Annotated in this window: 24 protein-coding genes; 16 read left to right on the plus strand and 8 right to left on the minus strand. The window is 71.0% G+C overall.

Annotated features, from left to right (window positions below; genetic code table 11):
* Positions 1-30: 30 nt before the first annotated feature.
* On the plus strand, positions 31-1,575 hold the full coding sequence (locus tag FR742_RS00575) for a dolichyl-phosphate-mannose--protein mannosyltransferase (protein WP_148029081.1): 1,545 nt from the start codon (positions 31-33) through the stop codon (positions 1,573-1,575).
* Here FR742_RS00575 and FR742_RS00580 read toward each other — a convergent pair.
* Positions 1,469-2,965: a hypothetical protein gene (locus FR742_RS00580; RefSeq protein ID WP_261808288.1), complete on the minus strand. Its 1,497-nt coding sequence runs from the start codon at positions 2,963-2,965 to the stop codon at positions 1,469-1,471. The genes FR742_RS00575 and FR742_RS00580 overlap by 107 nt on opposite strands.
* A 187-nt stretch (positions 2,966-3,152) precedes the next feature.
* Between FR742_RS00580 and FR742_RS00585 the strand changes: the two genes are divergently transcribed.
* The 4 genes from FR742_RS00585 to FR742_RS00600 all read left to right on the plus strand — a co-directional run bounded on the left by FR742_RS00585 (position 3,153) and on the right by FR742_RS00600 (position 8,064).
* Positions 3,153-4,388, plus strand: coding sequence for a glycosyltransferase family 2 protein (locus FR742_RS00585; protein ID WP_222708809.1), 1,236 nt, complete (start codon positions 3,153-3,155; stop codon positions 4,386-4,388).
* Between the two features lie 44 nt (positions 4,389-4,432).
* Entirely contained in the window at positions 4,433-6,214 is a 1,782-nt protein-coding gene (gene metG / locus FR742_RS00590) for a methionine--tRNA ligase (RefSeq protein WP_148029082.1), read from the plus strand.
* Between the two features lie 4 nt (positions 6,215-6,218).
* Positions 6,219-7,073, plus strand: a complete 855-nt coding sequence (locus tag FR742_RS00595; protein ID WP_148029083.1) for a TatD family hydrolase — start codon at positions 6,219-6,221, stop codon at positions 7,071-7,073.
* A gap of 82 nt (positions 7,074-7,155) precedes the next feature.
* Positions 7,156-8,064: a resuscitation-promoting factor gene (locus FR742_RS00600; RefSeq protein ID WP_148029084.1), complete on the plus strand. Its 909-nt coding sequence runs from the start codon at positions 7,156-7,158 to the stop codon at positions 8,062-8,064.
* Here FR742_RS00600 and FR742_RS00605 read toward each other — a convergent pair.
* Both FR742_RS00605 and FR742_RS00610 read right to left on the minus strand, forming a co-directional pair.
* Complete coding sequence (locus FR742_RS00605) at positions 8,061-9,251, minus strand: FG-GAP repeat protein (protein ID WP_187280930.1); 1,191 nt, start codon at positions 9,249-9,251, stop codon at positions 8,061-8,063. The genes FR742_RS00600 and FR742_RS00605 overlap by 4 nt on opposite strands.
* Positions 9,248-11,263, minus strand: coding sequence for a protein kinase domain-containing protein (locus tag FR742_RS00610; RefSeq protein ID WP_396990145.1), 2,016 nt, complete (start codon positions 11,261-11,263; stop codon positions 9,248-9,250). Before FR742_RS00610 ends, FR742_RS00605 begins: the two co-directional genes overlap by 4 nt.
* A 34-nt stretch (positions 11,264-11,297) precedes the next feature.
* Here FR742_RS00610 and rsmA point away from each other — a divergent pair, with 34 nt between their 5' ends.
* On the plus strand, positions 11,298-12,137 hold the full coding sequence (gene rsmA, locus FR742_RS00615) for a 16S rRNA (adenine(1518)-N(6)/adenine(1519)-N(6))-dimethyltransferase RsmA (RefSeq protein WP_148034254.1): 840 nt from the start codon (positions 11,298-11,300) through the stop codon (positions 12,135-12,137).
* A 5-nt stretch (positions 12,138-12,142) separates the two neighbouring features.
* Here rsmA and FR742_RS00620 read toward each other — a convergent pair whose 3' ends face one another.
* Complete coding sequence (locus FR742_RS00620) at positions 12,143-12,361, minus strand: DUF397 domain-containing protein (protein ID WP_148029087.1); 219 nt, start codon at positions 12,359-12,361, stop codon at positions 12,143-12,145.
* Positions 12,354-13,163: a helix-turn-helix transcriptional regulator gene (locus FR742_RS00625; protein WP_148029088.1), complete on the minus strand. Its 810-nt coding sequence runs from the start codon at positions 13,161-13,163 to the stop codon at positions 12,354-12,356. Before FR742_RS00625 ends, FR742_RS00620 begins: the two co-directional genes overlap by 8 nt.
* A 333-nt stretch (positions 13,164-13,496) precedes the next feature.
* Between FR742_RS00625 and FR742_RS45015 the strand changes: the two genes are divergently transcribed.
* A complete protein-coding gene (locus tag FR742_RS45015; protein WP_148029089.1) occupies positions 13,497-13,802 on the plus strand; it encodes an ATP-binding protein in 306 nt (101 codons plus the stop codon).
* A gap of 89 nt (positions 13,803-13,891) precedes the next feature.
* Positions 13,892-14,542, plus strand: a complete 651-nt coding sequence (locus FR742_RS00635) for an NlpC/P60 family protein (RefSeq protein ID WP_148029090.1) — start codon at positions 13,892-13,894, stop codon at positions 14,540-14,542.
* On the opposite strand, the gene FR742_RS00640 is transcribed toward FR742_RS00635, so the two are convergent.
* Positions 14,515-15,510: an arginase family protein gene (locus FR742_RS00640; protein WP_148029091.1), complete on the minus strand. Its 996-nt coding sequence runs from the start codon at positions 15,508-15,510 to the stop codon at positions 14,515-14,517. The genes FR742_RS00635 and FR742_RS00640 overlap by 28 nt on opposite strands.
* 139 nt (positions 15,511-15,649) lie before the next feature.
* Between FR742_RS00640 and FR742_RS00645 the strand changes: the two genes are divergently transcribed.
* From FR742_RS00645 to FR742_RS00665, 5 genes are all read left to right on the plus strand, one after another.
* Positions 15,650-16,135, plus strand: a complete 486-nt coding sequence (locus tag FR742_RS00645) for an Rrf2 family transcriptional regulator (RefSeq protein WP_148029092.1) — start codon at positions 15,650-15,652, stop codon at positions 16,133-16,135.
* A gap of 66 nt (positions 16,136-16,201) precedes the next feature.
* On the plus strand, positions 16,202-17,389 hold the full coding sequence (locus FR742_RS00650; RefSeq protein ID WP_148029093.1) for an MFS transporter: 1,188 nt from the start codon (positions 16,202-16,204) through the stop codon (positions 17,387-17,389).
* The gene (locus FR742_RS00655) at positions 17,386-17,781 is read left to right on the plus strand and encodes a RidA family protein (RefSeq protein ID WP_148029094.1); all 396 of its coding nucleotides are present in this window, start codon (positions 17,386-17,388) and stop codon (positions 17,779-17,781) included. Before FR742_RS00650 ends, FR742_RS00655 begins: the two co-directional genes overlap by 4 nt.
* 107 nt (positions 17,782-17,888) lie before the next feature.
* On the plus strand, positions 17,889-18,785 hold the full coding sequence (locus FR742_RS00660; RefSeq protein ID WP_148029095.1) for a 4-(cytidine 5'-diphospho)-2-C-methyl-D-erythritol kinase: 897 nt from the start codon (positions 17,889-17,891) through the stop codon (positions 18,783-18,785).
* Positions 18,786-18,863: 78 nt separating this feature from the next.
* A complete protein-coding gene (locus FR742_RS00665; RefSeq protein ID WP_148029096.1) occupies positions 18,864-20,660 on the plus strand; it encodes an ABC-F family ATP-binding cassette domain-containing protein in 1,797 nt (598 codons plus the stop codon).
* Here FR742_RS00665 and FR742_RS00670 read toward each other — a convergent pair.
* A complete protein-coding gene (locus FR742_RS00670; RefSeq protein ID WP_148029097.1) occupies positions 20,657-21,364 on the minus strand; it encodes a TetR/AcrR family transcriptional regulator in 708 nt (235 codons plus the stop codon). The two genes, FR742_RS00665 and FR742_RS00670, sit on opposite strands and share 4 nt — an antisense overlap.
* A 67-nt stretch (positions 21,365-21,431) precedes the next feature.
* Between FR742_RS00670 and atpB the strand changes: the two genes are divergently transcribed.
* Entirely contained in the window at positions 21,432-22,205 is a 774-nt protein-coding gene (gene atpB, locus FR742_RS00675) for a F0F1 ATP synthase subunit A (RefSeq protein WP_148029098.1), read from the plus strand.
* Between the two features lie 8 nt (positions 22,206-22,213).
* Here the strand turns inward: atpB and FR742_RS00680 are convergent, their stop codons facing one another.
* Positions 22,214-22,711: a MarR family winged helix-turn-helix transcriptional regulator gene (locus FR742_RS00680; protein WP_148029099.1), complete on the minus strand. Its 498-nt coding sequence runs from the start codon at positions 22,709-22,711 to the stop codon at positions 22,214-22,216.
* Positions 22,712-22,779: 68 nt separating this feature from the next.
* Between FR742_RS00680 and FR742_RS00685 the strand changes: the two genes are divergently transcribed.
* Positions 22,780-23,538: a trans-aconitate 2-methyltransferase gene (locus FR742_RS00685; protein WP_148029100.1), complete on the plus strand. Its 759-nt coding sequence runs from the start codon at positions 22,780-22,782 to the stop codon at positions 23,536-23,538.
* Positions 23,535-23,882 carry a glyoxalase gene (locus FR742_RS00690; protein WP_148029101.1) on the plus strand — a complete coding sequence of 116 codons (348 nt, stop codon included), beginning with the start codon at positions 23,535-23,537 and terminating at the stop codon, positions 23,880-23,882. The genes FR742_RS00685 and FR742_RS00690 overlap by 4 nt, the downstream gene beginning before the upstream one ends.
* Positions 23,883-23,932: the final 50 nt, after the last annotated feature.

A 23,932-nucleotide genomic window follows, 5' to 3' on the forward strand; every position in this document is an offset into this window, starting at 1 on the left:
GGGGTTTCGCGGCACCGCCTTGTCCCGCCGATGAGGGGAAGCGCGCTCTGGGGGTGGGTGGGGCCCGTCCTCGTCGCGATCTTCGGCGGCGTCCTGCGCTTCACCGGGCTCGGCCGGCCGCACGCGGTGGTGTTCGACGAGACGTACTACGCCAAGGACGCGTACGCCCTGCTCCGGTACGGGGCGGAGCGGGCCATGCTCGGCGACTCCGACAACCCCATCGCGGACAAGCGCCTCATCGCCGGCGATCTCGACATCTTCCGCCGGTGCGCCGACTACGACCAGTGCGCCTCGTACGTGGCGCACCCGCCGCTCGGCAAGTGGATGATCGGCGCGGGCGAGTGGCTGTTCGGGATGAACCCGTTCGGCTGGCGGTTCGCCGCCGCCCTGGTCGGCACGCTGTCGATCCTCATGCTCGCCCGGGTGGCGCGGCGGATGACCCGCTCGACGCTGCTGGGCTGCTTCGCGGGGTTACTGCTGGCGCTGGACGGGCTGCACTTCGTGCTGTCGCGGACGGCGCTGCTCGACATCTTCCTCATGTTCTGGGTCCTGGCCGCCTTCGCCTGCCTGGTCGTCGACCGGGACAAGGCCCGCGAGCGGCTGGTCGACTGGTGGGAGAGCGCCGCGGTCTCCACCACCGGGCCGCGGCTCGGGCTCCGGCCGTGGCGGGTCGCCGCCGGCCTCTGCCTGGGCGCGGCGTGCGCGGTCAAGTGGTCGGGGGTCTTCTTCCTGATCGCGTTCGCGGTCCTCGCCTTCGTGTGGGACATGGGGGCCAGGCGTGCCATCGGGCTGCGCGAACCGTACCGGGGGGCGTTCTCGCACGACCTGCCGCCGGCGGCGGCCGCGTTCGCCGTCGTGCCCGCGTTCGCGTACGCGCTGTCGTGGACCGGCTGGTTCGTCACCGACGCCGGCTGGGGGCGCGGCTGGGACCAGGCCACCTCGTCCGGGCCGCTCTTCTTCGTCGTCGACTCGGCCCGGTCGTGGCTGAAGTATCACTTCCAGGTGCTCGGCTACCACAGCGGGCTGGACCTCCACCATCCCTACATGTCGGAGCCGTGGACCTGGCCGGTGCTCTTCAGGCCCGTGTCGTTCCACTACCCGACCGGCCTGCCGCCCTCCGCGTGCGGGGGCGACGCCTGCTCGCAGGCCGTGATCGGGGTCGGCACCCCCGCCCTCTGGTACGGGGCCGTGCTCGCCCTGCTGGGCTGCGTCGCCTGGTATGTCACCGGGCGCGACTGGCGGGCCGGGGCGGTGCTGCTGACCTACGCGGCGGGCTGGCTGCCCTGGTTCTCCTACGCGATCGCGCAGAACCGGACCATGTACCTGTTCTACATGATCCCCCTGGTGCCGTTCATGGTGCTGGCCGTCACGCTCATGGCCGGGCTCCTGCTCGGGAAGACCGACGCGCCGCCGCCGAGGAGGGCCGCCGGGGCGGCGGTCGTGGGGGCCTTCGCGCTGATCGTGCTGATCAACTTCTGGTGGCTTCACCCGGTGTTGTCGGCTGAGACCCTGACCCGGGCGGAGTGGTGGGACCGGATGCTGATGACCTCCTGGGTGACCCCCGCACCCAAGTGACGCCGTGGCGCAGCGTGATGGCCGCCGCGATGCACGCCAGCGGCACGGCGGGCAGCACGTACCGGTAGTCGAACTCGGCCGTCGCGGCCGGCGCGAGCAGCAGCCCGAACGCGCCCAGCCAGGGCAGGACCACCGGCCCGCCCAGCTTGCGCCAGCGCACCGCGATGCCGTAGAGGCCGATCAGCATGATGCCGCCCAGCACGATGCCCCGCAGGTAGAACACCTTCTGGTAGCCGCTCATGATCTCCGCCCAGGGCGAGACGATCCGCGTCTCCGGCGGCCCCTGCTCGTAGGCGAACGCGTCGGTGTCGGTGCGGCCCTGGTAGGACGGCCAGTTGGGCAGGCGCTTCGGGTTTCCGGTGCTGTCGAGCTCGTAGTACGGCTTGAACTCGTACATGTTGTAGGTCGCCGCGTCGGGGAAGCGCGGCCGGGTCCAGTGGAAGCTGCGCAGGAAGTCGCGGAGCACCACCTGCAGGTAGTCGCCCGGCTGGGAGGTGATCGCGCGCATCGCGAACGCGCTGGCCGCCTCGTTGGTGATGTCGGTGAACTTGACGCTGCCCCAGCGGTGGAGCACCTCGCCGGTGCCCTCGCCGTCGCCGCTGCCCTGACCCCACAAATACCACTGCGCGTAGTCCTTGCGCTCGCTGACGGGGTCGTTGATGCACAGCAGGACCAGCTCGACCTCCTTGTAGGGGTCGATGCTCATCTTCTCGCAGTCGGCGAAGATCGCCGTGCGCATGTAGAGGATGAGCCCGTCGCTGTTGGTCATCGCGAACTTGCCGTACGCGGACGCGAACCAGCCCATGTAGGCCGCCACCGGGATGGCGCAGGTGGTCAGGACCGCCACGATCGGCTTCCACCCGGTGCGCTTGACGAGCAGGTAGGCCAGCACGAGCACGAGGATCGGCAGGCCGATCGAGCGGGTCAGCCAGGTCAGCGCCAGCAGCAGGCCGACCACGGCGCCCATCCGCCACGACATCCGCCGGTGCCACAGCACCAGCGTGATCACCGCCACCACCAGCAGCGTGAACTGCGTGTCCGACATGATCAGCTGCTCGAGCTGGATCTGGTAGGCGTCGAACAGCACCGGCGCGGCGGCCAGCGTCGCCCCCCACTTGGGCAGCGCGAACTTCCGGCGCAGCAGCGCGTAGATCAGCACCGCCGTGGCCAGCCCCATCAGGTGCTGGGTAAAGGTCACCAGGGCGAAGCTGTGAAAAGGCTTGAGCAGGATCAGCCAGAACCCGTAGCCGTCGGGCCGGATCGGGTGCGGCCTCGGGTGCAGAGCTACCGACACATACTCGTACGAATCGTTGAACCACATGGCGGGCCCGTAGCCGAGCATGGTGAAGACCCGCAGCAGCGCACCCGCGGCGAAAGCTGCTGCGAACACCCGATGACGGCGCGGAAACGAGAGCACGCGCGCCATCCGGCCAGGGGCGGAGTGGTCCACAGAAGTGCCCTCCGCGACGCTCACCATGCTGTAAAGAATGCCAGTCGTTTGGATGACATGCCGCGACCATTGCCGGGCACACGGCATGATGGTGGGCTGTGAAGAGCCGTAACTGAAGGGTTGAGACGTGGAACTGACGGTGGTCATGCCCTGCCTCAACGAGGCCGAGACCGTGGAAGTCTGCGTGCGCAAGGCTCTTGCGTGCATGGAAGAGCACGGCATCGAGGGCGAGGTGCTGATCGCCGACAACGGCAGCACCGACGGCTCGCAGCAGCTCGCTCGCGACGCCGGCGCGCGTGTGGTCCACGTTGACGCGAAGGGCTACGGCAACGCGCTCATGGGCGGCATCCGGGCCGCGCGCGGCAAGTACGTGATCATGGGCGACGCCGACGACTCCTACGACTTCGGCGCCCTGATGCCGTTCGTGGAGCAGTTGCGCGACGGCGCCGACCTGGTGATGGGCAACCGGTTCAAGGGCGGCATCGCGCCGGGCGCCATGCCCCCGCTCCACCGTTACCTCGGCAACCCGGTGCTGTCGTTCGTCGGGCGGCTGTTCTTCCCGTCGAAGATCGCCGACTTCCACTGCGGGCTGCGCGGCTTCCGCCGCGACTCCATCCTCAACCTGGGCCTCCAGACCGGTGGCATGGAGTTCGCCAGCGAGATGGTCGTGCGCTCCACCCTGGCCGGCTACGACGTGCGCGAGGTGCCCACCACGCTCTCGCCCGACGGCCGCTCCCGCCCGCCCCACCTGCGCTCCTGGCGCGACGGCTGGCGCCACCTGCGCTTCCTGCTCCTCTACAGCCCCAAGTGGCTGTTCTTCTATCCCGGCATCGCGCTGATGATGATCGGCCTGGTGGCCGGCACCGCGCTGACGTTCGGGCCGGTCAAGATCGGCCAGCTGGCGTTCGACGTCGACACGCTCGTCGGCGCGTCGGCCGCGATGGTGATCGGCTTCCAGTCGGCGCTGTTCGCGCTGTTCACCAAGGTGTACGCGGCCGAGGAGGGATTCCTGCCCGAGTCGCGGCGGGTGCGCAAGCTGATCAGCATGGTGACGCTGGAGCGCGGCCTGGTCCTGGGCGGCCTGCTCGCGCTGGCCGGCCTCGTCGGACTGGTCATGTCGCTGGTCCACTGGCAGGTGCGCAGCTGGGGCGCGCTCGACCCGCGCGAGTCGCTGCGCATCGTGGTCCCGGCGGCCACCGCCCTCATCATGAGCTTCCAGACGATCTTCGCGTCGCTGTTCGTCAGCATCCTCGGCATCCGCCGCACCCGCGAGTCCTCCGTCGACGTGGCGGCCCGCGCCGCCGAGGAGGCGGCCGAGGCCCTCTCGCGCGAGGAGAGCGCCGCGGCCACGCCCCAGGTGTAGCGGTTCGGTTCGAGACGCGCGGCGGCGGCCCGTAGGCTTGGACCATGTCCCAGCACATTCTGACCGCCGTCGCGTGGCCGTACGCTAACGGCCCCCGCCACATCGGGCACGTCTCCGGGTTCGGCGTGCCTTCCGACATCTTCAGCCGCTACCAGCGGATGGCGGGCAACAAGGTGCTGATGGTCTCCGGCACCGACGAGCACGGCACTCCTATCCAGGTGCAGGCCGACAAGGAAGGCGTCACGGCCAGGGAGCTGGCCGACCGTTACAACCGGGTGATCGCCGAGGACCTCACCGGGCTGGGGCTGTCCTACGACCTGTTCACGCGCACGACCACGCGCAACCACTACGCCGTCACGCAGGAGATCTTCAAGGGTCTCCACGCCAACGGCTACATCTTCCCCAAGACCACGATGGGCGCCATCTCCCCGTCGACCGGGCGCACGCTCCCCGACCGCTACATCGAGGGCACCTGCCCCCTCTGCGGCTACGACGGCGCGCGCGGCGACCAGTGCGACAACTGCGGCAACCAGCTCGACCCGATCCAGCTGATCAACCCGGTGAGCCGCATCAACGGCGAGACGCCGGTCTTCACCGAGACCGAGCACTTCATGCTCGACCTGCCCGCCTTCGCCGAGGTGCTCGGCACCTACCTGCGCTCCAAGCAGGGCGAGTGGCGGCCCAACGTGCTCAAGTTCGCCCTCAACCTGCTCGGCGACCTGCAGCCCCGGGCGATCAGCCGCGACCTCGACTGGGGCGTGCCGATCCCGCTCGACGGCTGGCGCGACCAGCCCAACAAGCGGCTGTACGTGTGGTTCGACGCGGTGATCGGCTACCTGTCGGCGTCCATCGAGTGGGCCAGGCGCTCCGGCGACCCCGAGGCCTGGCGCCAGTGGTGGCAGAATCCCGACGCCCGGGGCTACTACTTCATGGGCAAGGACAACATCGTCTTCCACGCCGAGATCTGGCCGGCGATGCTGTTCGGCTACAGCGGGCAGGGCGACAGGGGCGGCACGCCGGGCTCGCTCGGCGCGCTCGACGTGCCCTCCGAGGTGGTCTCCAGCGAGTTCCTGACCATGGAGGGCAAGAAGTTCTCCTCCTCCCGGCAGGTCGTCATCTACGTCCGCGACTTCCTGGCCCGCTACGACGCCGACGCGCTGCGCTACTACATCGCCGTCGCCGGTCCTGAGAACCAGGACACCGACTTCACCTGGCAGGAGTTCGTCAACCGCAACAACGGCGAGCTGGTCGCCGCGTGGGGCAACCTCGTCAACCGGTCGATCTCCATGGCGGCCAAGAACTTCGGCGTGATCCCGGAGGCCGGCGACCTGACCGACGCCGACCGGGCGCTGCTGGAGCGCTCGCGCAACACCTTCGGCCCGGTCGGCGCCGAGCTGGCCCGCTCCCGGTTCAAGAACGCCATCACCGAGGCGCTCGACGTGGTCCGCGACGCCAACCGCTATCTCGCCGAGCAGGAGCCGTGGAAGCTCAAGGGCGACCCGGAGCGGCAGAAGTCCATCCTGCACGTCGCCCTCCAGGTGGTCGACGACGCCAAGACGATGCTGACGCCGTTCCTGCCCGGCTCGTCCAACAAGGTCCACGCGATGCTCGGCGGCGAGGGCGTCTGGTCCGGCATGCCGGAGATCCGCGAGGTCGACGAAGACGGCGGCGCCGCCTACCCCGTGATCACGGGCGAGTACGACGGCGCGGCCCGCTGGGAGCACCGGCCGATCAAGCCGGGCATCCCGCTGGCGCCGCCCGTGCCGCTGTTCAAGAAGCTCGACCCGAAGGTCGTCGACGAAGAGCTGGCCAGGCTGGAAGGCTGATCCCGTGACCAAGCCGCCCGCCCCGCCGGAGCCGCTGTCCGCGCCGGTCTTCGACAGCCACTGCCATCTCGACATCATGGTGGGCGACCGGCAGGCGTCCTCGGGCGACCCGGTGGCCCAGGCCGCGCAGGCGGCCTCGGCCACCGTGCGCGGCATCCTCGACGACGCCCGCGCGGTGGGCGTCACCCGGCTGGTGACGATCGGCTACGACCTGCCGTCCTCGCGGTGGAACGCGGAGGTGGCGGCCGCCCACGCCGACGTCCACGCCGGCGTGGCGGTCCATCCCAACGAGTCGCACGCGGCCACCCCCGAGGTCCTGGCCGAGATCGAGGAGCTGGCGGGGCGGCCGGAGGTGCGCGCCGTCGGCGAGACCGGGCTCGACTACTTCCGCGACTGGGCGTCCAGGGACGACCAGCACGCCAGTTTCCGCGCGCACATCGAGATCGCCAAGCGTACGGAAAAGGCGCTGGTCATCCATGACCGGGAGGCGCACGACGACGTGCTGAAGGTGCTGGCGGCCGAGGGGGCGCCGCCGGTGGTGGTGTTCCACAGCTTCTCCGGCGACGCCGAGATGGCCAAGAAATGCACCGACGCCGGATATTTCATGTCATTTTCCGGGCCTGTCACGTACAAGAAGAACGACGCGCTGCGGGAGGCCGCCCGGGTCGCGCCCGCCGAGCTGATGCTGGTCGAGACCGACGCGCCCTACCTGCCGCCGGTGCCGCACCGCGGCAAGCCCAACGCCCCCTACCTCGTCCCGATCACGCTGCGCTGCCTCGCCGAGGTCAAGAACGTCCATCCTGACCGGTTGTGCGAGGCCATCAGCGACAACGGAGTCACCGTTTTCGGCGAGTGGTGACCATGTTCCGGTGAAGCGGTGATGGCGGCGTGGCGGCCGCCACTACTGTCGGGCGCCTCAGGAGACGTACCGGAGGTCCCCCGTGCGAGGAAAGAGACGTGCCCCGCGCCCCCGGATCCCGTGGCGCTCGCCGTGGACGCCCCTGGCGTGCCTGGCGGGCCTGCTCGCCACCGGCGCCATCGCGGTCCTCGGCGGCATGGCCAAGGACGTGGTGCTGATCGTCGACGGTCGGCGGCAAGAGGTGCGCAGCTTCGCCGACTCCGTCCACGAGCTGCTCGCCGACCATGACGTGCCCTTCGGCGACGGCGACCTGGTACGGCCCGGCGCGCGGGCGCCGCTGGCCGACGGGGTGCGCGTCGAGGTCCGCCACGCCAGGCCCATCACGCTGACCGTCGACGGCCGCACCAGCCGCCGCCTGGTCACCGCAACCACCGTGCGCGACGCGCTGGCCGAGCTGGACATGGCCGCGCTGCGGGGGAGGATGTCGGCGCCCAGGTACGAGCCGGTGCCGCTGTCGGGCATGGCGCTGATCATCTACACCCGGCGGACCGTGCACATCGTCGCCAACGGCACCCGCCGCGACGTGACCACCACCGGCAGGACCGTCAGGCAGGTGCTCAAACGCGCCGGGATCTCCTACGAGCCCGGCTCGCTGATCCGGCCGCCGCTGCGCGCCTTCCCCGGCGAAGGCTCGGTCATCACCGTGCTGCCGCCCCGCACCGAGCCCGTCGGGGACGAGGTCATGCGGCTCGACTGGGACGCGCTGGCCATGTGCGAGTCCGGCGGCGACCCCACCGCCTACAACCCCAGCGGCCCCTACTACGGGCTCTACCAGTTCAGCCTGCCGATGTGGCAGCTCGTCGGCGGCACCGGCATGCCGCACGCCTGGCCGCCCGAGGAGCAGACGTACCGGGCGCAGCTCCTCTACCAGCGGGTCGCCGGCCGGTGGCAGGAGCAGTGGCCGAACTGCGGAGCCCACCTGTTCGGCTAGCCGAGCGAGACCCCGAAGTCGGCGCCCTTCGGCGGCTGCACGGCCCGCAGCTCGTCGGAGTTGCGCGCCGCGACGGTGACCTTCCCGTACGGGGCCGCGTCCGGCTGCCCGACGAACAGCTTGTTGCCGCTGAACGCCAGCGACCAGCCGAACAGCCCGTCCGCGGGCGGCAGCCGCCTGTCGTCCTTGCCGTCCGCGGCCGTGACCACCCGGACGCCGCCGCCGTACGGGGCGCCGATGGCCAGCCTGCCGTCGGCCGAGGCGGCCAGCGAGAACCCGAACGCCTCCTTCCCCTCCTGCCGCACCCGGGCCTTCGGGGCCAGCTTCTCGTCGTAGAGCTGCACGTACCCGGCACCCGGGGCGCCCACGGCCGGCCCCGCGCCGTCGACCCAGGCCACCGCGTACCCGTACTTGTCGCCCGCCTTGTCCGTGGGCGAGTCCAGCTTGGTGCTGACGATCTTCTCCGCCAGCACGTCCTGGATGACCACCACGGAACCCGAGTCCACCTTGCCGGAATCCACCTGCTGGCCCTGACCGTCGTCGTTCTCGTACGGCACGCCGACCACCACGCCGTTGCCGGGCCCCATGGCCAGCGAGTAGCCGAACTGGTCACCCACCTCGCTGTTGCCCCGCACCTCGACCGTCGCCTGCGTGACCCGCCGCAACGCGCCGCCGCCCTTGAGCGCGTAGATCGCCCCGGCGTCCGCCAGGTCGCCGTCGTCCTCGTACGGCGCCCCGATCACCACGAGGTCGCCACGCGCCGCCAGCGACCAGCCCAGCCGGGCGCCGCGCTGCGGCTCCGCCGCCACCAGCCGCCGCGGCTCGAGCGCGCCGCCGCCGTAGATCACGTACGCGGTGCCCGCGTCGGCGTTGCCGTCCACATCCGTGTACGGGGCGCCCACGACCAGGTCGGCGCACTCGTCGGCGTTCACCTTCGCCAGCCGCACCGACCAGCCGAACGCGTCACCCTCCGCCAGCCCCTGCACGGTCACCGGGATGGAGGTATCGCCGGAGAGCACGTGCACCGCGCCCTTCTGGCCCTCGGCGAAGGGGTCGCCCACGGCGACGTCGTCCACCCCGTCGCCGTCGAAGTCGCTCACCCCGGCGCAGGCCGTGCCTGTCACGTGTGTGACCCCCTGCCCTGACACACCCAGCAGCACCGCCAGCAGAATCGCGCGGATCTTCACAGTTTGACCTCGATCTGCTCGCCGTCCTTCAGCATCGTCGCCGACAGCTCCACCGGCTTGCGGTACGGCGGCAGGTCGAACACGAGCACCCCGTCGATCCGGTCGCCCGGCGCGATGGCCGCCGGCGCCGCACCGTCGTCGATCGGGTCGTGGCGGCCGCCCCGGTCGTCGCGCAGGGTCACCACGGGATCGCCGATCTCCCACAGCCGGCCGCCCGGGTTCAGCATCACCCAGCGCACCACGCACAGCTGGCCCTGGGTCTGCGTCCTGCCCTCGTACTCCCGCAGCCCGCACCGCGGCGCCTCCGGCACGATCACCATCGGGTCGTCGAACGCCGGGCCGAGCGGGAACCGCCGCCCGACGTCGTTGGGCTGTGCGGTGGCGGCGGCGGGGGAGCCGGTCGCGGTGGTGCCGGCCGGGGTGTCGCGGCCCGACGTGACGATGAGCACGGCTCCGGTGACGGTGATCGCCAGCAGCGCGGCGGCGGCGGCGATCAGCCATCGGGTGCTGCGGGGACGCTGGTAGCCGGGGTCGGTCGGTTCGCCGCCGGGCGGCGGGATCGTCTGGGGAAGCGCGGCAGACTGCCAGCGGGCCAGCTCCTCCCGCGCGGCCAGCTCCTCCCGCCTGCCCAGCTCGGTCACGGAAACCGGCTCGCCCGCATGGTCCTGCTGTTCGGGAGGGGCGTCCGTCGTGGTCGCGTACGGATCGCCTGGGGCGCCTGCCCCTTGAGACGGCGCGGGGCTGCGCTGCGTGGTCTGCTCGCGGGCGGGCGCATGCACCTCGTCGCGTGGGGGAGCGTGGTGCTCTGCCGGCGTCGGAGGGCGCTCGCCCGCACCGGTGGGTAACAGCCCTCCACCCGGTACGGCCGCGCCGCCGGGTAAGGAGCCGCTCGGGAGGGCCACCGGCGGTGAGGAGTCCTGTGAAGGGGGACCCTCCTGGCCGCGGGACGGGATGAGTCCCGCGGGCCGCTTCCCCGAAGGGTCCCGATCCACCATGGTGTCACTGGGCGGGGGCGTCGTGAAGGTCGCGGTGATGTCCGGTTCGTCGACCACGTTCCTGGGCGGCTCCCACTCCGCCATCAGGTCGGTCGCCACCAGGGTCGGCGGGTTCGCCGTCGCCGCCGGTGCGGGCGCGCTCCCGCCGACCAGCGCGATGAGCAGCTCCTGAGCCGTGGGCCGCTGCTCCGGCTCCATCGCCGTGGCCCGCCGCACCAGCTCGTTGAGCGGCGCGGGCAGCGCACCCAGGTCAGGCTGGCTGTGCAGCACGCGGGTGGCGAGCGTGATGGGGTCGCCCCGGCCGAACGGGTGCCGCCCGTTGCCCGCGTAGGCCACCAGGCAGCCCCAGGCGAAGATGTCGGCCGCCGGAGTGACGGTGTGTCCCCGTACCTGCTCGGGAGCCCACCACCCGGGGCTGCCCAGCAGCTCCCCGGACATGGTGAACCCCGTCTCCCTGTCGAGCGCCCTGGCGATGCCGAAGTCGATCACCCGCGGCCCCGACAGCGAGAGGATCACGTTGGCCGGCTTGAGGTCGCGGTGGACCAGCCCGGCCACGTGGATCGCCGCCAGCGCCGCCGCCACGCCCAGCGCCACGCCGTGCAGCGGCCCGGGATCCAGGGCCCCGTAGGTGGAGATCTGGTCGGACATGGGCGTGCCGGCGATGTACTCGGTGACCATGTAGGGCCGGCCGTCGCCGGTGTTGCCGTTGTCGAGCACCTGCGCCGTGCAGAACGACGCCACCCGCCGGGCGTTCTCCACCTCGGCGTGGAAGCGGGCCGCGAACCCCTCCTGGTTGGCGAACTCGGCCTTCACCACCTTGACCGCGACGAACCGCCCCGTCGGCGCGCGGGCGAGGAAGACAGTCCCCATGCCGCCTTCACCCAGCCGCCCGAGCATGCGGTACGGCCCGATCTCCCGTAAGTCCGTCGGGCGAAGCGGGGCGGCGCCCGTTGGCTCCATGAGGGATGTCCCTTCCTGTTCCACCCATCCTCCCCTCACCCGGCCCCCGTGCGCCATCGCAGGTTCTTCGATGCGCGACACTTATTGGATGATGAGGCTCCTGGGCCCAGCAGAAATACGTATTTTGGCGAACAAGCTAGATCTGCGACCCACCAAAAAGCTAGGCCAGAACTTCGTGATCGACGCCGGCACCGTCCGGCGCATCGTCCGCGTGGCGGGGGTGACCTCGGACGATGTGGTCATCGAGGTGGGTCCCGGCCTCGGTTCCCTCACGCTGGCGTTGCTGCCGGAGACCCGTCACGTGGTGGCCGTCGAGATCGACCCGGTGCTGGCGGCGCAGTTGCCGAAGACGGTCGCCGAGCGGGGCCTCGCCGACAAGCTCACGGTGATCCAGGCCGACGCCATGAAGGTCACGCCTGACGACCTGTCCGGCCACACCCCCACGGCGCTGGTGGCCAACCTGCCCTACAACGTGGCGGTGCCGGTGGTGCTCCACCTGCTGGAGGTGCTGCCCTCGCTGCGGAGGGGCCTCGTCATGGTCCAGGCCGAGGTCGCCGACCGGCTCGCCGCCGCGCCCGGCTCCAAGGTGTACGGGATCCCGTCGGTCAAGGCCGCCTGGTACGCCGACGTACGCAGAGCCGGTCCCGTCGGCCGCACGGTCTTCTGGCCGGTGCCGAACGTCGACTCCGGCCTCGTCTCGCTGGTGCGCCGCGACCCGCCGCCGACGACGGCCACGCGCGAGGAGGTGTTCGCGGTGATCGACGCCGCCTTCGCCCAGCGCCGCAAGACCCTCCGCGCCGCTCTCGCGGGCTGGGCGGGCAGCCCGGCGGCGGCCGAGCAGGCGCTGCGGGCGGCGGGGGTGGACCCCTCGGTACGGGGCGAGCAACTGGACATCCACGCCTTCGCCCGCATCGCGGAACACAAGCCCTGATCGGCTCAGGGGAGGTCGAACTCCCCCTTGGACACCCCGTCCAGGAAAGCCCGCCACTCGTCCGGCCCGAAGGCCAGCACGGGTCCCTTGCCCTGGTCCTTGGTGTCCCGGAGCAGGACGCTGTCATCGGGTCGCCGCATCACCTCGACACAGCTCCCGCCGTTTCCCCCGGATGCCTTGGCTTTGGTCCACACACCCACTGCCAGACCACCTGCGTCAGCCATAACTCAACATCACCTCCCGAATCGTTTCCCGACTTTTGTCCACGGGGTTCGCCATGCTGGAGAGGGCTTCCCACCGCACCATAAGCGTTTGTGCTGTTGTCGCGCGATTCGTTACTCGCCCCTCCTCCGCGCTCTCCAGGTAGGCGTGATCCGGTCCTCCTTCCTGGAGGGTGGCTACTTCGAAGGCGCCGAGGCAGCCAATCGTGAGCCCCGCTGCGAGAGGCACGATCCTTACCGTGATGTACGGAGGATTAAGCACCTCGAGAATCTTGCCCAACTGCTCTCGCATCACCTCCCTCCCGCCTACGGGGCGATGAAGGACGCTCTCGTCGATCAAGGCTGAGTACAGAGGAGGACGGGACTGTGCGAATACAGCCTGCCTGTGCAAGCGGAAGCGGATGGCCTTCTGGGCTTCCTCCTCGATGGCCCCTGGTTCCCCGAGAAACACCTGTCTGGCGTAGCTCTCCGTCTGGAGTAGGCCAGGGACGAGCATTGGCTCCCAAATCCGGATGGTGTGCGCGAGCGCTTCGACTTTGGGCCATTCCCGGAACCATCTCGGCCCCATCATGTTGCCGTGGATCGGCGGCACCAGTCGCATGAGCTGCCCGTCAAGCCCCAGGGCCTTCTCTATCTCGCGGGTGTAGTGCTCGGTCGGCTTGCGCATGAGACGTTCGACGTGCCCCACCGCGCTCTCGCTGTAGGCCACCTTCTCCGCGAGACGCTCCTGGCTCAGCCCTTGTTCCATCCGGTATTGGCGCTGCAACCTGGCGAACTCCTGCCACGCCTCTCTGTCTTGCGCCATATCGCGTCCTTTCGCGAGGAATGGTCACTTAGTGGAGTGGCCTACTTACTGTAAGGAACGGTACGGCTGATTAGAGCGGCGCGCCACCGGTATGGAATCCATGCTGTGAGGGATCCACCTCGTCCCAAGGACGTGGACCCGCAGCCGGGTGCGTACAGCTTCGAGCGAGAGATGTACGCCCGTGATTCCGAGGTGACCATGCGCGTGACCGTGAAAGAGCTGCCGTACTCGGGCGTCAAAATCTGGACGCGGAGAGATTTCCCCGCGCCGCACCGACTCCCCGGGCTGGCCCGGAAGGAACTCCAGGAGTGGATGGGACCGGGTCATCCTGCTTTGGACGATCTGGCTCTGATCGCCTCCGAGCTGGTGACCAACGCCGTCCTCCATGTCCCCGCCGCCCCATGGGTGCGGATGGGTCTGGAGCTCACCCTGAAGGGCGTACGACGCTACTGGCGTCTGGCCGTCACGGATCCGGGCGGCGCTCCCACCATCCCCATGCCGCGCACGCCAGAGCTTTCGGAGCAGTGCGGCAGGGGCCTGTGGGTGGTGGACTCCATCACTCACGGATGTTGGGGGACGGAGCTGACCAACGCGGGGGAGCGGGTCGTGTGGGCTGTCATCCCTCCCGGCTGTGGATAACCCTCCTTTTCCCCAGAACCCCGTTCGGCCCGTTGGCGGGCATGCCGTGCGGATGATCCTGGCCTCCCCTGATCACGAGGAGGCCGACCATGAAGTCACGTACCCGCCTGATGGGGCTCGCTCTCGCCGGTGGGCTCGTCTCCGTGCCCGTCCCCGCCCACGCCACCGCTCTGTGTCCCGCGCCGGGCAGCGGCTTCTTCGACCACCCGTCCCTGTGCCATCTCTCTCTGCCCGAGGTGAGCGGCTTGGGCGAGGCGGGGCGCGCCACGAAGCCGGACAGGGCCACCAGACCGGACACCGGCTCCAAGCCGGACACAGTCACCAGGCGCCTCAAGGGCGAGGTCGCGGCGGCCGCCGCCCTGGCGCGGGTCGGCACCCCGTTCTCCTGGGGCGGCGGGTCCCGCTCCGGCCCCACCAGGGGCATCGGCAGGGGAGCCGCCACCGTCGGCTTCGACTGCAGCGGCCTGACCATGTACGCGTGGGGAAGGGCCGGGGTCCGGCTCGGTCACTACACCGGCACCCAGTTCCGGCAGGGGCGTCGCGTCCCCCTGTCCCGGCTCCGCTCGGGCGACCTGGTCTTCTTCGGCGGCGGGACGGGTGACCCCTCCCACGTCGGTCTCTACCTCCGGGCGGGTCTCATGGTCCACGCCCCCAAGACCGGCGACGTGGTCAAGGTCGTCCGCTTCCTCCGCTCGCCCTACTTCGGGTCGGTCTACCGTGGAGCGGTGCGTCCGGGCTGACCGGCACACGCCTCGACCAGCGCCTTCACCACGGGCGCCAGCACCTCCCGATCCTCGGGCCGGCCGGGCTCATACTCGGTGATCCCGAGCCCGGCCACCTCGAACCGCTCGCCCAGAGCCGTCACCATGCGCACGAGTTCCTCCGGCAGGAACCCGCCCGGCACCGGGCTTCCCACGCTCCCGAACACCTCCGGCTCCAGCACATCGAGGTCCACGTGCACGTAAACCACCGGGTCGCGGTCCTTCTCCGCATTCATGTCGTGCGCGCGGGAGCCTGCCGGGAGCGGGCCGGTCGTTCCGTGCGCGTGCACGTTCCCCTCGTCCCGCGGACCGGACGAGGGGAACCGGCCAGGGGAGCCGACGCCTGGCGGACCCGCGGCCGTCACCGCCTGCACGAGCGCGTCCGGGTCGGCGGTCCTCACGTGCCCGACCCCGGCCTCGGCCACGAACGCGGCCTCGCCGGGGTCGAGCTCCCGCACCCCGGCCAGCACCACCCGCCGGGGATCGACGCCGGGATCGGCGGTCAGCCCTCGCGGCCCCTCGTCCACCAGCGCCCGCAGCACCATCCCGTGGAACGCCCCCGAAGGCGAGGACTCAGGAGTGTTCAGATCCCCGTGCGCGTCGAACCAGACCACGACCAGCCGATCTCCGTACGCGCGCCGCGCCGCCGCCACCGGCTCCAGCTCCACCCCGCAGTCGCCGCCCACGGTCACCACGAAACCGCCGCCGCTCCCCGCCGGCGCCTCCCGCGCCCGCGACGCGGTCACCACGAGACCGTCGCCTACCGCCGACAGCGCTTTCCGCACGCGCGACGCGGTCACCACGAGGTCGTCGTCCGCCTCGACCCGCACCCGCCTGTCCGCCGGCACCATCTCGCCCAGCAGTCGGGCCCCTTCCACCAGGCGCTCCGCCGTCGCCGCCCCGGACCCACGCCACTGCGGCACCTCGATGACCGTCACTCCACCCACGACGCATTCCTTCCATGAAGTCGCCGTCGATCAGATCGGGCGGCGACCGGCCTCCACCCCAGGATTCACGGCGGGCGGTCGTCGCGGCTATCTGGTTTCAAGTTGCGGCAGCGATCCTGGACACATAATATCCAGGATTATGAAGATGGGCGAGGGCGTGGAGTGGGCGCTGCACACGTGCCTCAACCTGACGTGGATCGAGGACGGCCGCCCCGTCCCGGCCGCTGTCCTGGCCGACTACTTCAAGCTGCCTCCGGCGTACCTCAACAAGCAGTTGCAGGCGCTGGCGAGGGCGGGGATCGTGTCGTCGGTCTCGGGCCCGCGTGGCGGGTTCCAGCTCGCCCGTGACCCTCGGAAGATCACTGTGCTGGACGTGGTGGTGGCGATCGAGGGGCCGGAGGACGCGTTCCAGTGTGCCCAGATCCTGCGCGACGCCCCGGACGGCGAGCCGGGGATCGACTACCGGGAAACCTGTGTGATCTCCCAGGTCATGCGGAAGGCGGAGCTGCTCTGGCGGGCGGAGCTGGCCGCGCGGACTCTCGCCGATGTGAAGGCCACGGTCGAGTCGCGGTTCCCCGGCGTGCCGAACGAGACCCGCCAGGGGCTGCGAAGCCGGCGAGCTTGAATCCGCGCTCGTGAAAGGGCGGAGGGCTCCTCTCCCGGAAGCGGCTTTCTTTGGAGAAAATCCTAGATGTTTCCTATCCAGATAAAGGAAAAGGTGCAAGGGTGGTCAGCGGTTTCGGCGGTGACGCTGGGGATCTTCGTGTTGATGACCTCGGAGCTGCTTCCCGTGGGCCTGCTCACACCGATCGGCGAGGCACTGGACGTCTCGCCGGGCACGGCAGGGCTGATGGTCACCGTCCCCGGGCTCGTCGCCGGACTGGCCGCCCTGCTGCTCACGGCGCGGGCCGGAACGGTGGACCGGAAGGTCATGCTGGCCGGGCTGATCGGGCTCATGGCGGTGGCGAACCTGGTCTGCGCACTCGCCCCGCACTTCGCCGTCGTGCTGGTGGCACGGCTCGCTGTCGGGGTGAGCGTCGGAGGCTTCTGGGCCATCGCGGGCGGGCTCGCGGTCCGCTTGGTGCCGCCCGGACAGGTCGCCGCCGCGACCGCCGTGATCTTCGGTGGCGTCTCCACCGCGTCCGTGCTCGGCGTCCCGGCCGGGACGCTGATCGGTGAGCTGACCGGCTGGCGCGGCGGCTTCGCCGGCGTCGCGATCCTGGGGCTGGCGGCGCTGGCCGCTCTGCTGCTTCTGGTGCCTCGCCTGCCGGCGCAGCGCACGATCGGCCTGCCCGACCTGCCCGCCCTGCTGCGCGCGAACACGGGTGTGCGGATCGGCGTGATCGTCACCGCCCTGCTGATCACCGGGCACTTCGCCGCCTACACCTTCGCCCGCCCCCTGCTGCACGACCTCGCCGGGATCGACGACGGGTGGATCGGCGCGTTGCTGATGGCGTACGGGCTGGCGGGCGTCGTCGGCAACTTCCTCGCCGGCCACCGGGTGCGCGCGCACCTGCGCGGCACGCTCGTCCTGATCGCCGCCGTCCTGTCCGCGGCCACTGCTCTGTTCGCGCTGACCGGGGGCCCGTTCGCGGGCACCGTCCTGCTCGTCGTCTGGGGACTGGCCTACGGCGGGGTGTCGGTGACACTGCAGACCTGGATGCTCAAGGCCGCGCCCGAGATGACCGAATCGGCGTCGTCGCTGTTCGTGGCGGCCTTCAACCTGTCCATCGCCTTCGGCGCCGTGCTCGGCGGGTTCACCGCTGACGGGGTCGCCGTCGCCGGTGTCCTGTGGGTGGCCTCAGGGCTGGCCCTGGCCGCCGCGCTCATCGTCGGCGTCAATCGGACGCGGCACATCCAGAAAGGAACACGATCATGAAACCCACCATCATCAACCCCGGCACGCTGCACGACCCCACCGGTTTCGGTTACAGCCACATCGCACGAGCCTCCGGGGACCTCGTCCTCATCGCCGGCCAGTACGCCTCCGGGCCCGACGGCCACGTCACCTCCGGCGACTTCGCCGAGCAGGTCAGGCAGTCGTTCGCGAACCTCGGCACCGCGCTCGCCGCGGCCGGCTCGGACTACGGCCACGTCGTCCAGATCCGGACGTACATCGTCGGCCACGACGCGGGCAAGCTCGACATCCTCTTGGAGACCGTACGGGAGATCTGGGGTGAGCTGCCGCCCACGCAGTCGCTGATCGGAGTGGCCGCGCTCGCCCTGCCCGACATGCTGTTCGAGGTGGACGCCGTGGCGGTCGCCGGCTGAGCGCCGTCCCGTCGGTGCGCGCATCGCGTCCGGTACGCGGAGTGTGCGGGCGCGGATACGATCGAGTGTCCTCGACCCTCGCAGCGACGGAAGTGGCAGAAGATCTGATGAGCTCGGTGACCGTACGGGTGCCCGCGAAGGTGAACGTGCAGCTCTCCGTCGGCCCGCTGCGGGAGGACGGCTTCCACGACCTGGTCAACGTCTTCCACGCCGTGTCGATCTTCGACGAGGTGGTGGCCAGGGAGGCCCGCTCGATCACGGTCTCGGTGACCGGCGGCTGGGCGGCCGAGGTGCCGCTGCACGACGGCAACCTGGCGGTCCGCGCGGCCCGTGCGCTGGCCGCGCGGGCGGGCCTCGATCGGGGTGCCGAGCTCGTCATCCACAAGACGATCCCGGTGGCGGGCGGTATGGCGGGCGGCAGCGCCGACGCGGCCGCCGCGCTGGTCGCCTGCGACGAGCTGTGGGGGCTCGGCCTGCCCCGCGAGGAGCTGATGGAGATCGGCGCCGAGCTGGGCAGCGACGTGCCGTTCTCGCTGATGGGCGGCACCGCGCTCGGCACGGGGCGCGGCGAGCGCCTGGCCCCGCTGCCCGTCGGCGGCCCCTTCCACTGGGTGTTCGCGGTCGCCGACACCGGGCTCAGCACTGCCCACGTCTACAAGGAGTGCGACCGCCTCAGGGAGGGCTCGCCCGTCCCCGAGCCCCGGCCCGACCCGGCGCTCCTGGCGGCGCTGCGCGACGGCGACGCCGCCGAGCTGGGCCGCCGCCTCGCCAACGACCTGGAGCCGGCCGCGCTCGCGCTCCACCCGCCGCTGGCCGACACCCTGCGCGCCGGTCGCGACGCGGGAGCCCTGGGCGCGATCGTCTCCGGCTCCGGCGCGACCTGCGCCTTCCTCGCCGGTGACGCCGCGCACGCCGCGGAGCTGGCCCGCGCGCTCGCCACCACCCCCGGCACCCGCGCCGCCGTCGTCGCCGAAGGCCCCGCCCCGGGCGCCACCCTCGTCTGACCCGCGCCCGCGAACTCACCCGACGTCCGTCCCGCGCCGGGTGGTGTGCTCGTCGCGAGCCGATACCCTGGGGATGCGATGAATCTGGTCAATCTCGAGTCGGTCTCCCACGCCTACGGGCCCAAGCCGCTGCTCTCCGACGTCTCCCTCGGCATCGAGGACGGCGAGCGCATCGGCGTGGTGGGCCGCAACGGCGGCGGCAAGACGACCCTGCTCCGCGTGATCGAGGGCGGCGTGAGCCCCGACAGCGGCCGCGTCACCCACACCCGCGGCCTGCGCGTCGGCTTCCTCTCCCAGCAGGACCCGCTCGACCCCGGCATGACCGTGCGCGACCTCGTCCTGGGCGACATGGCCGAGCACGAATGGGCCGGCGACCAGCGCGTCCGCGAGATCCTCGGAAACCTGATCGGCGACCTCGACCTCGACTCCAAGGCGGGCGACCTGTCCGGCGGCGAGCGCAGGCGCACCGCGCTGGCCCGGCTGCTCATCGTCGAGCACGACCTGATCATGCTCGACGAGCCCACCAACCACCTCGACATCGAGGCCATCGCCTGGCTGGCCGGCCACCTGTCCGGCCGCAGGAGCGCGCTGGTCGTGGTGACGCACGACCGCTGGTTCCTCGACGCCGTCTCCACCCGCACCTGGGAGGTCGTCGACGGCCGCGTCGAGCGCTACGAGGGCGGTTACGCCGCCTACGTGCTGGCCAAGGCCGAGCGGGCGCGCGTCGCCCAGGCCGCCGAGGAGCGCCGCCAGAACCTCATGCGCAAGGAGATCGCCTGGCTGCGCCGCGGCCCGCCCGCCCGCACGTCCAAGCCCAAGTTCCGGGTGGACGCGGCCCAGGCGCTGATCGCGAACGAGCCGCCGCCGCGCGAGACCGTCGAGCTGCTGAAGTTCGCCAGCGCCCGGCTCGGCAAGACCGTCTACGACCTCGAAGACGTCACCCTCCACGCGGGCGGCCCCGGCGCCGGCCCGAAGGTGCTCGACCGCTGCACGTGGCAGTTCGGCCCGGGCGACCGGGTCGGGCTGATCGGCGTCAACGGCTCCGGCAAGTCGTCGGTGCTGCGCCTGCTCGCCGGCACCGTCGCCCCCGACTCCGGCCGCGTCGTCGAGGGCCGGACGGTCCGCCTCGCCCACCTGTCGCAGGAGCTGGCGGAGCTCGACCCCACCCGGCGGGTGCTGGAGACGGTCGAGGAGATCCGCAAGTACGTCCAGGTCGGCAAGAAGGAGTGGACCGCCTCCCAGTTGCTGGAGCGCCTCGGCTTCAAGGGCGAGGCGCAGTGGAAGGTGGTCGGCGACCTGTCGGGCGGCGAGCGGCGCCGCCTGCAGCTGCTCAGGCTGCTCATGGACGACCCCAACGTGCTGCTGCTCGACGAGCCCACCAACGACCTCGACATCGAGACGCTCAACGAGCTCGAAGACCTGCTCGACGGCTGGCCCGGCACGCTGATCCTGGTCTCCCACGACCGCTACTTCCTGGAGCGGGTGACCGACCGCAGCGTGGCCCTGCTCGGCGACGGCAGGCTGTCGCTCCTGCCCGGCGGTGTGGACGAGTACCTGGAGCGGCGCGCCGCCGGCACCGCGCAGACGGCCCGGGTGGCGGCCCAGCCGGAGGCCCGGCCCGAGCCGTCCGCCCCCGCGGCGCCCCAGGGGCTGTCGGCCAAGGAGGAGCGGGAGCTGCGCAAGGAGCTCAACCGCCTGGAGCGGCAGCTCGACAAGCTGGCCGGCCAGGAGGCCAAGCTGCACGCCGAGATGGCCGGCGCGGCCGGCGACTACGAGAAGCTCGGCGACCTCGACGCGCGACTCCGCGACCTGCTGGCCCAGAAGGAGACCGTCGAGGCCGAATGGCTGGAGACCGCCGACCGCCTCGGTGACTAGCCGCCAGGGAGCGCCGCGGCGATGCCGTCGAGCAGGCGGTCCAGGCCGTACGCGAAGCGCTCGTCCGGGTCGGCGAGCTCACGCCCGCTCTCGGCGACCACCCGGGCGAACAACGGGTGGTCGCCGCTCTTGAGCAGCGTCTCCAGATAGGGGGCCTGGCGCGCCATCCACTGCTGCACGTCCAGGCCGGTGCGCCGCCGGGCCTCCAGCTCGCCCATCTCCGCGGCCACGTACCCGTTGACGTAGGCGAACACCGACCCCACCAGGGCGAGCATGACGTCGATGCTCAGGCCCAGCCCGTCGACCACGGACAGGGCGCGCTCGAAGGTCCGCACGCCGTTGGGGCCGCTGGACTGCCGGGTGGCGGTCACCCGGGCCATCCACGGGTGCCGGTGCATCGCCTGGCGGCCCTGGATGGCCAGGGCGCGCAGGTCGGCCCGCCAGTCGCCGCTGGGGACGTCAGGCGGGAGGAACTCCGCCGAGACGGCGTCGACCATCAGGTCGATCACATCGTCCTTGCCGGAGACGTACCGGTAGAGCGACATCGTGCCGGAGCCGATCTCGGCGGCGAGGCGGCGCATCGAGATCGCGTCGAGCCCTTCGGCGTCGGCGACCCGCAGCGCGGCCTCGGTGAGCTGGGCCCTGCTGAAGCCGGGTCGAGGCCCCCGAGCGGGCCGCTCGGGCCGCATCCACACGTTTTCCATATTGCGTACACCGTACCGGGCTGGAAAACTAGGTACACCGTACCCGGTTGTCCTCGAAGGAGCATGCATGGCCGCCGCCCCCGACTTTCGTGCGCCGTCCCCGGACGACCTGTTCGAGTTCCCCGCGCTGTGGCAGGGGTGGGTGACCAAGCCGGTGCTGCTCGCCGTACTCGGCGCGCTGGCGGTGTGCGCGTTCGCCTGGGCGGCCTACTCCCGGCCCAAGCTGGTGCCGCGCGGGGTGCAGAACGTGGGCGAGTACGTCTACCTGTTCGTGCGCGACCAGATAGCCAGGCCGTTTTTGGGCCGGGACGCCGACCGCTGGATGCCGCTGCTGCTCAGCCTCTTCCTGCTGATCCTGGTCTGGAACCTGCTGGCGGTCGTCCCGCTGCTCCAGTTCCCCGTGACCGCGCGGGCGTCGTTCCCGTGGGTGCTGGCGATCGCCGTCTACCTGGTCAAGCTGTATGTGGCCTTCACCCGGCACGGGGTGTTCCGTTACCTCAAGGGCATGATGTTCCCGCCGGGGCTGCCCAGGGCCCTGGCGATCGTCCTGTACGCGCCGCTGGAGCTGGTCTACTTCTTCGTGACCGCGCCGTTCACGCATGCCGTGCGGCTGCTCGCGAACATGTTCGCCGGGCACACGCTGCTGGCGTTCTTCAGCGCCGTCGGGTTCTGGTTCCTGATCGAGCGGCCGACCCTGCCGGGTTTCGCCGTGGGCGTGCTCGGGGTGGCCATGACGATCGTGCTGACGGCGTTCGAGATCTTCATCCAGTTCCTGCAGGCCTACCTGTTCACCATGCTCGCCGCCATGTACGTCGGCTCGTCGCTGCGGCCCGAGCACTGACCCCGCGATCAGGTGTCGAAGGGCGCCAGCATCGTGCGCAGCAGCCCGGCCAGGGCGTGTTGCTGGTCCGCTTCCAGACTGCTGAGCAGCGTGTGCTCGCGCCTGATCAGGTCGGTGAAGGCGGCGTCGACGCGGGCGAGCCCGGCGTCGGTCAGGGAGACCAGGACGCCGCGGCGGTCCTCGGGGTCGGGGCGGCGCCGTACGAGACCCGCCTGGGCGAGGCGGTCTATGCGGTTGGTCATGGTGCCGGAGGTGACCAGGGTGGCGCGCAGCAGCGCGCCGGGGCTCAGCTCGTAGGGCTGTCCGGCCCGCCGCAGCGCGGTGAGCACGTCGAACTCCCAGGGCTCCAGCCCGTGCTCGGCGAACGCCGCGCGCCTGGCCCGGTCGAGGTGCTTGGCCAGGCGGGAGATCCGCGAGAGCACCTGCAGCGGCTCGACGTCGAGGTCGGGCCGCTCCGCCCGCCACGCCGCGACGAGCCGGTCGACCTCGTCCTGCGCTTCCGTCATGGCCCCGAGTGTACTGTCTTGACATCGAGATAAATAGCTCGATATCAATTATCTCTATGTCAAGAGATATGTGGGACCCTGACACGTACGCCCGCTACGGCGACGAACGGTCGCGCCCGTTCTTCGATCTCGTGGCCAGAGTACGGGCCGAGAGCCCGGCATATGTGGTGGACGCCGGATGCGGCAGCGGCGAGCTGACCACCGAGCTGGGCCGGCGCTGGCCCGGGGCGGAGGTGCTGGGCTTCGACTCCTCGCCTGCCATGATCGCCAAGGCGCGGGAGCTGGGCGGCGGGGTCTCCTTCGCCGTCGCCGACGTGGCCACCTGGCACCCTGACAGGCCGGTCGACGTGATCGTCTCCAACGCCGCCCTCCAGTGGGTGCCCGAGCACCGCGTCGTCGTCGAGCGGTGGGTGGACGCGCTGAGCCCCGGAGGCTGGCTGGCCTTCCAGGTGCCGGGCAACTACGACGCCCCGAGCCACGCCGCCATCCGCGAGCTGTGCGCGTCCCCCGGCTGGGTGGACCGGCTCGGCGACCTCGATCGGGGCAGGCCCGTCGGCGACGCGGTCGAATATCTGGACCTGCTGAGCGGCTTCGGCTGCCGGGTGGACGCCTGGGAGACCACGTACGTGCACGTGCTGGAGGGGGAGGACCCGGTGCTCGGCTGGGTCTCCGGCACCGCGCTGCGGCCCGTGCTCGACCGGCTGGACGACCGCGAGCGCGCGCGGTTCACGGCCGAGCTGGCCGAACGGCTGGCGCGGGCCTACCCGGCAGGGTCGTACGGGACGCCGTTCCCGTTCCGCCGGATCTTCGTGGTGGCGCAGAAATGATCACTGGCCTGCACCACGTCCTGCTCGCCGCGCCGCCCGGCAGCGAACCCGAGCTGAGGGCGTTCTACGCCGGGATCCTCGGCCTGCGTGAGGTGCCGAAGCCGCCGGAGCTGGCCAAGCGGGGCGGCGTCTGGTTCCGCGGCCCCGGCCTGGAGGTCCATCTCGGGATGGAGGAGGACTTCCGCCCGCCGCGCAAGGCGCACCCGGCGTTCCTGGTGGACGATCTGGACGCGCTCGTGGCCCAGCTCCCCGGCGCGGTGCCCGACGACCTGTTCCCGGGCTTCCGGAGGGTGTACGTCGAAGATCCGGTAGGGAACAGGATCGAGCTGCTTCAGGCCATGTGACGAGCCTGCGTAGAGTGGCATTATTGTCCGAAATCCGACCTTTTTGTGAG

Source organism: Nonomuraea sp. C10 (genome assembly GCF_008017515.1).
Taxonomy (GTDB): Bacteria; Actinomycetota; Actinomycetes; order Streptosporangiales; family Streptosporangiaceae; genus Nonomuraea; species Nonomuraea ferruginea.

Coding starts and splice junctions, on each gene's coding strand:
- atpB (WP_148029098.1), top strand. CDS start 21,432: ATGGCCGCCGCCCCCGACTTTCGTGCGCCGTCCCCGGACGACCTGTTC.
- FR742_RS00680 (WP_148029099.1), bottom strand. CDS start 22,711: ATGACGGAAGCGCAGGACGAGGTCGACCGGCTCGTCGCGGCGTGGCGG.
- FR742_RS00665 (WP_148029096.1), top strand. CDS start 18,864: ATGAATCTGGTCAATCTCGAGTCGGTCTCCCACGCCTACGGGCCCAAG.
- FR742_RS00685 (WP_148029100.1), top strand. CDS start 22,780: ATGTGGGACCCTGACACGTACGCCCGCTACGGCGACGAACGGTCGCGC.
- FR742_RS00660 (WP_148029095.1), top strand. CDS start 17,889: ATGAGCTCGGTGACCGTACGGGTGCCCGCGAAGGTGAACGTGCAGCTC.
- rsmA (WP_148034254.1), top strand. CDS start 11,298: ATGAGGCTCCTGGGCCCAGCAGAAATACGTATTTTGGCGAACAAGCTA.
- FR742_RS00575 (WP_148029081.1), top strand. CDS start 31: ATGAGGGGAAGCGCGCTCTGGGGGTGGGTGGGGCCCGTCCTCGTCGCG.
- FR742_RS00625 (WP_148029088.1), bottom strand. CDS start 13,163: ATGGCGCAAGACAGAGAGGCGTGGCAGGAGTTCGCCAGGTTGCAGCGC.
- FR742_RS00635 (WP_148029090.1), top strand. CDS start 13,892: ATGAAGTCACGTACCCGCCTGATGGGGCTCGCTCTCGCCGGTGGGCTC.
- metG (WP_148029082.1), top strand. CDS start 4,433: ATGTCCCAGCACATTCTGACCGCCGTCGCGTGGCCGTACGCTAACGGC.
- FR742_RS00670 (WP_148029097.1), bottom strand. CDS start 21,364: ATGGAAAACGTGTGGATGCGGCCCGAGCGGCCCGCTCGGGGGCCTCGA.
- FR742_RS00650 (WP_148029093.1), top strand. CDS start 16,202: ATGTTTCCTATCCAGATAAAGGAAAAGGTGCAAGGGTGGTCAGCGGTT.
- FR742_RS00610 (WP_396990145.1), bottom strand. CDS start 11,263: ATGGCGCACGGGGGCCGGGTGAGGGGAGGATGGGTGGAACAGGAAGGG.
- FR742_RS00655 (WP_148029094.1), top strand. CDS start 17,386: ATGAAACCCACCATCATCAACCCCGGCACGCTGCACGACCCCACCGGT.
- FR742_RS00620 (WP_148029087.1), bottom strand. CDS start 12,361: ATGGCTGACGCAGGTGGTCTGGCAGTGGGTGTGTGGACCAAAGCCAAG.
- FR742_RS00690 (WP_148029101.1), top strand. CDS start 23,535: ATGATCACTGGCCTGCACCACGTCCTGCTCGCCGCGCCGCCCGGCAGC.
- FR742_RS00645 (WP_148029092.1), top strand. CDS start 15,650: ATGAAGATGGGCGAGGGCGTGGAGTGGGCGCTGCACACGTGCCTCAAC.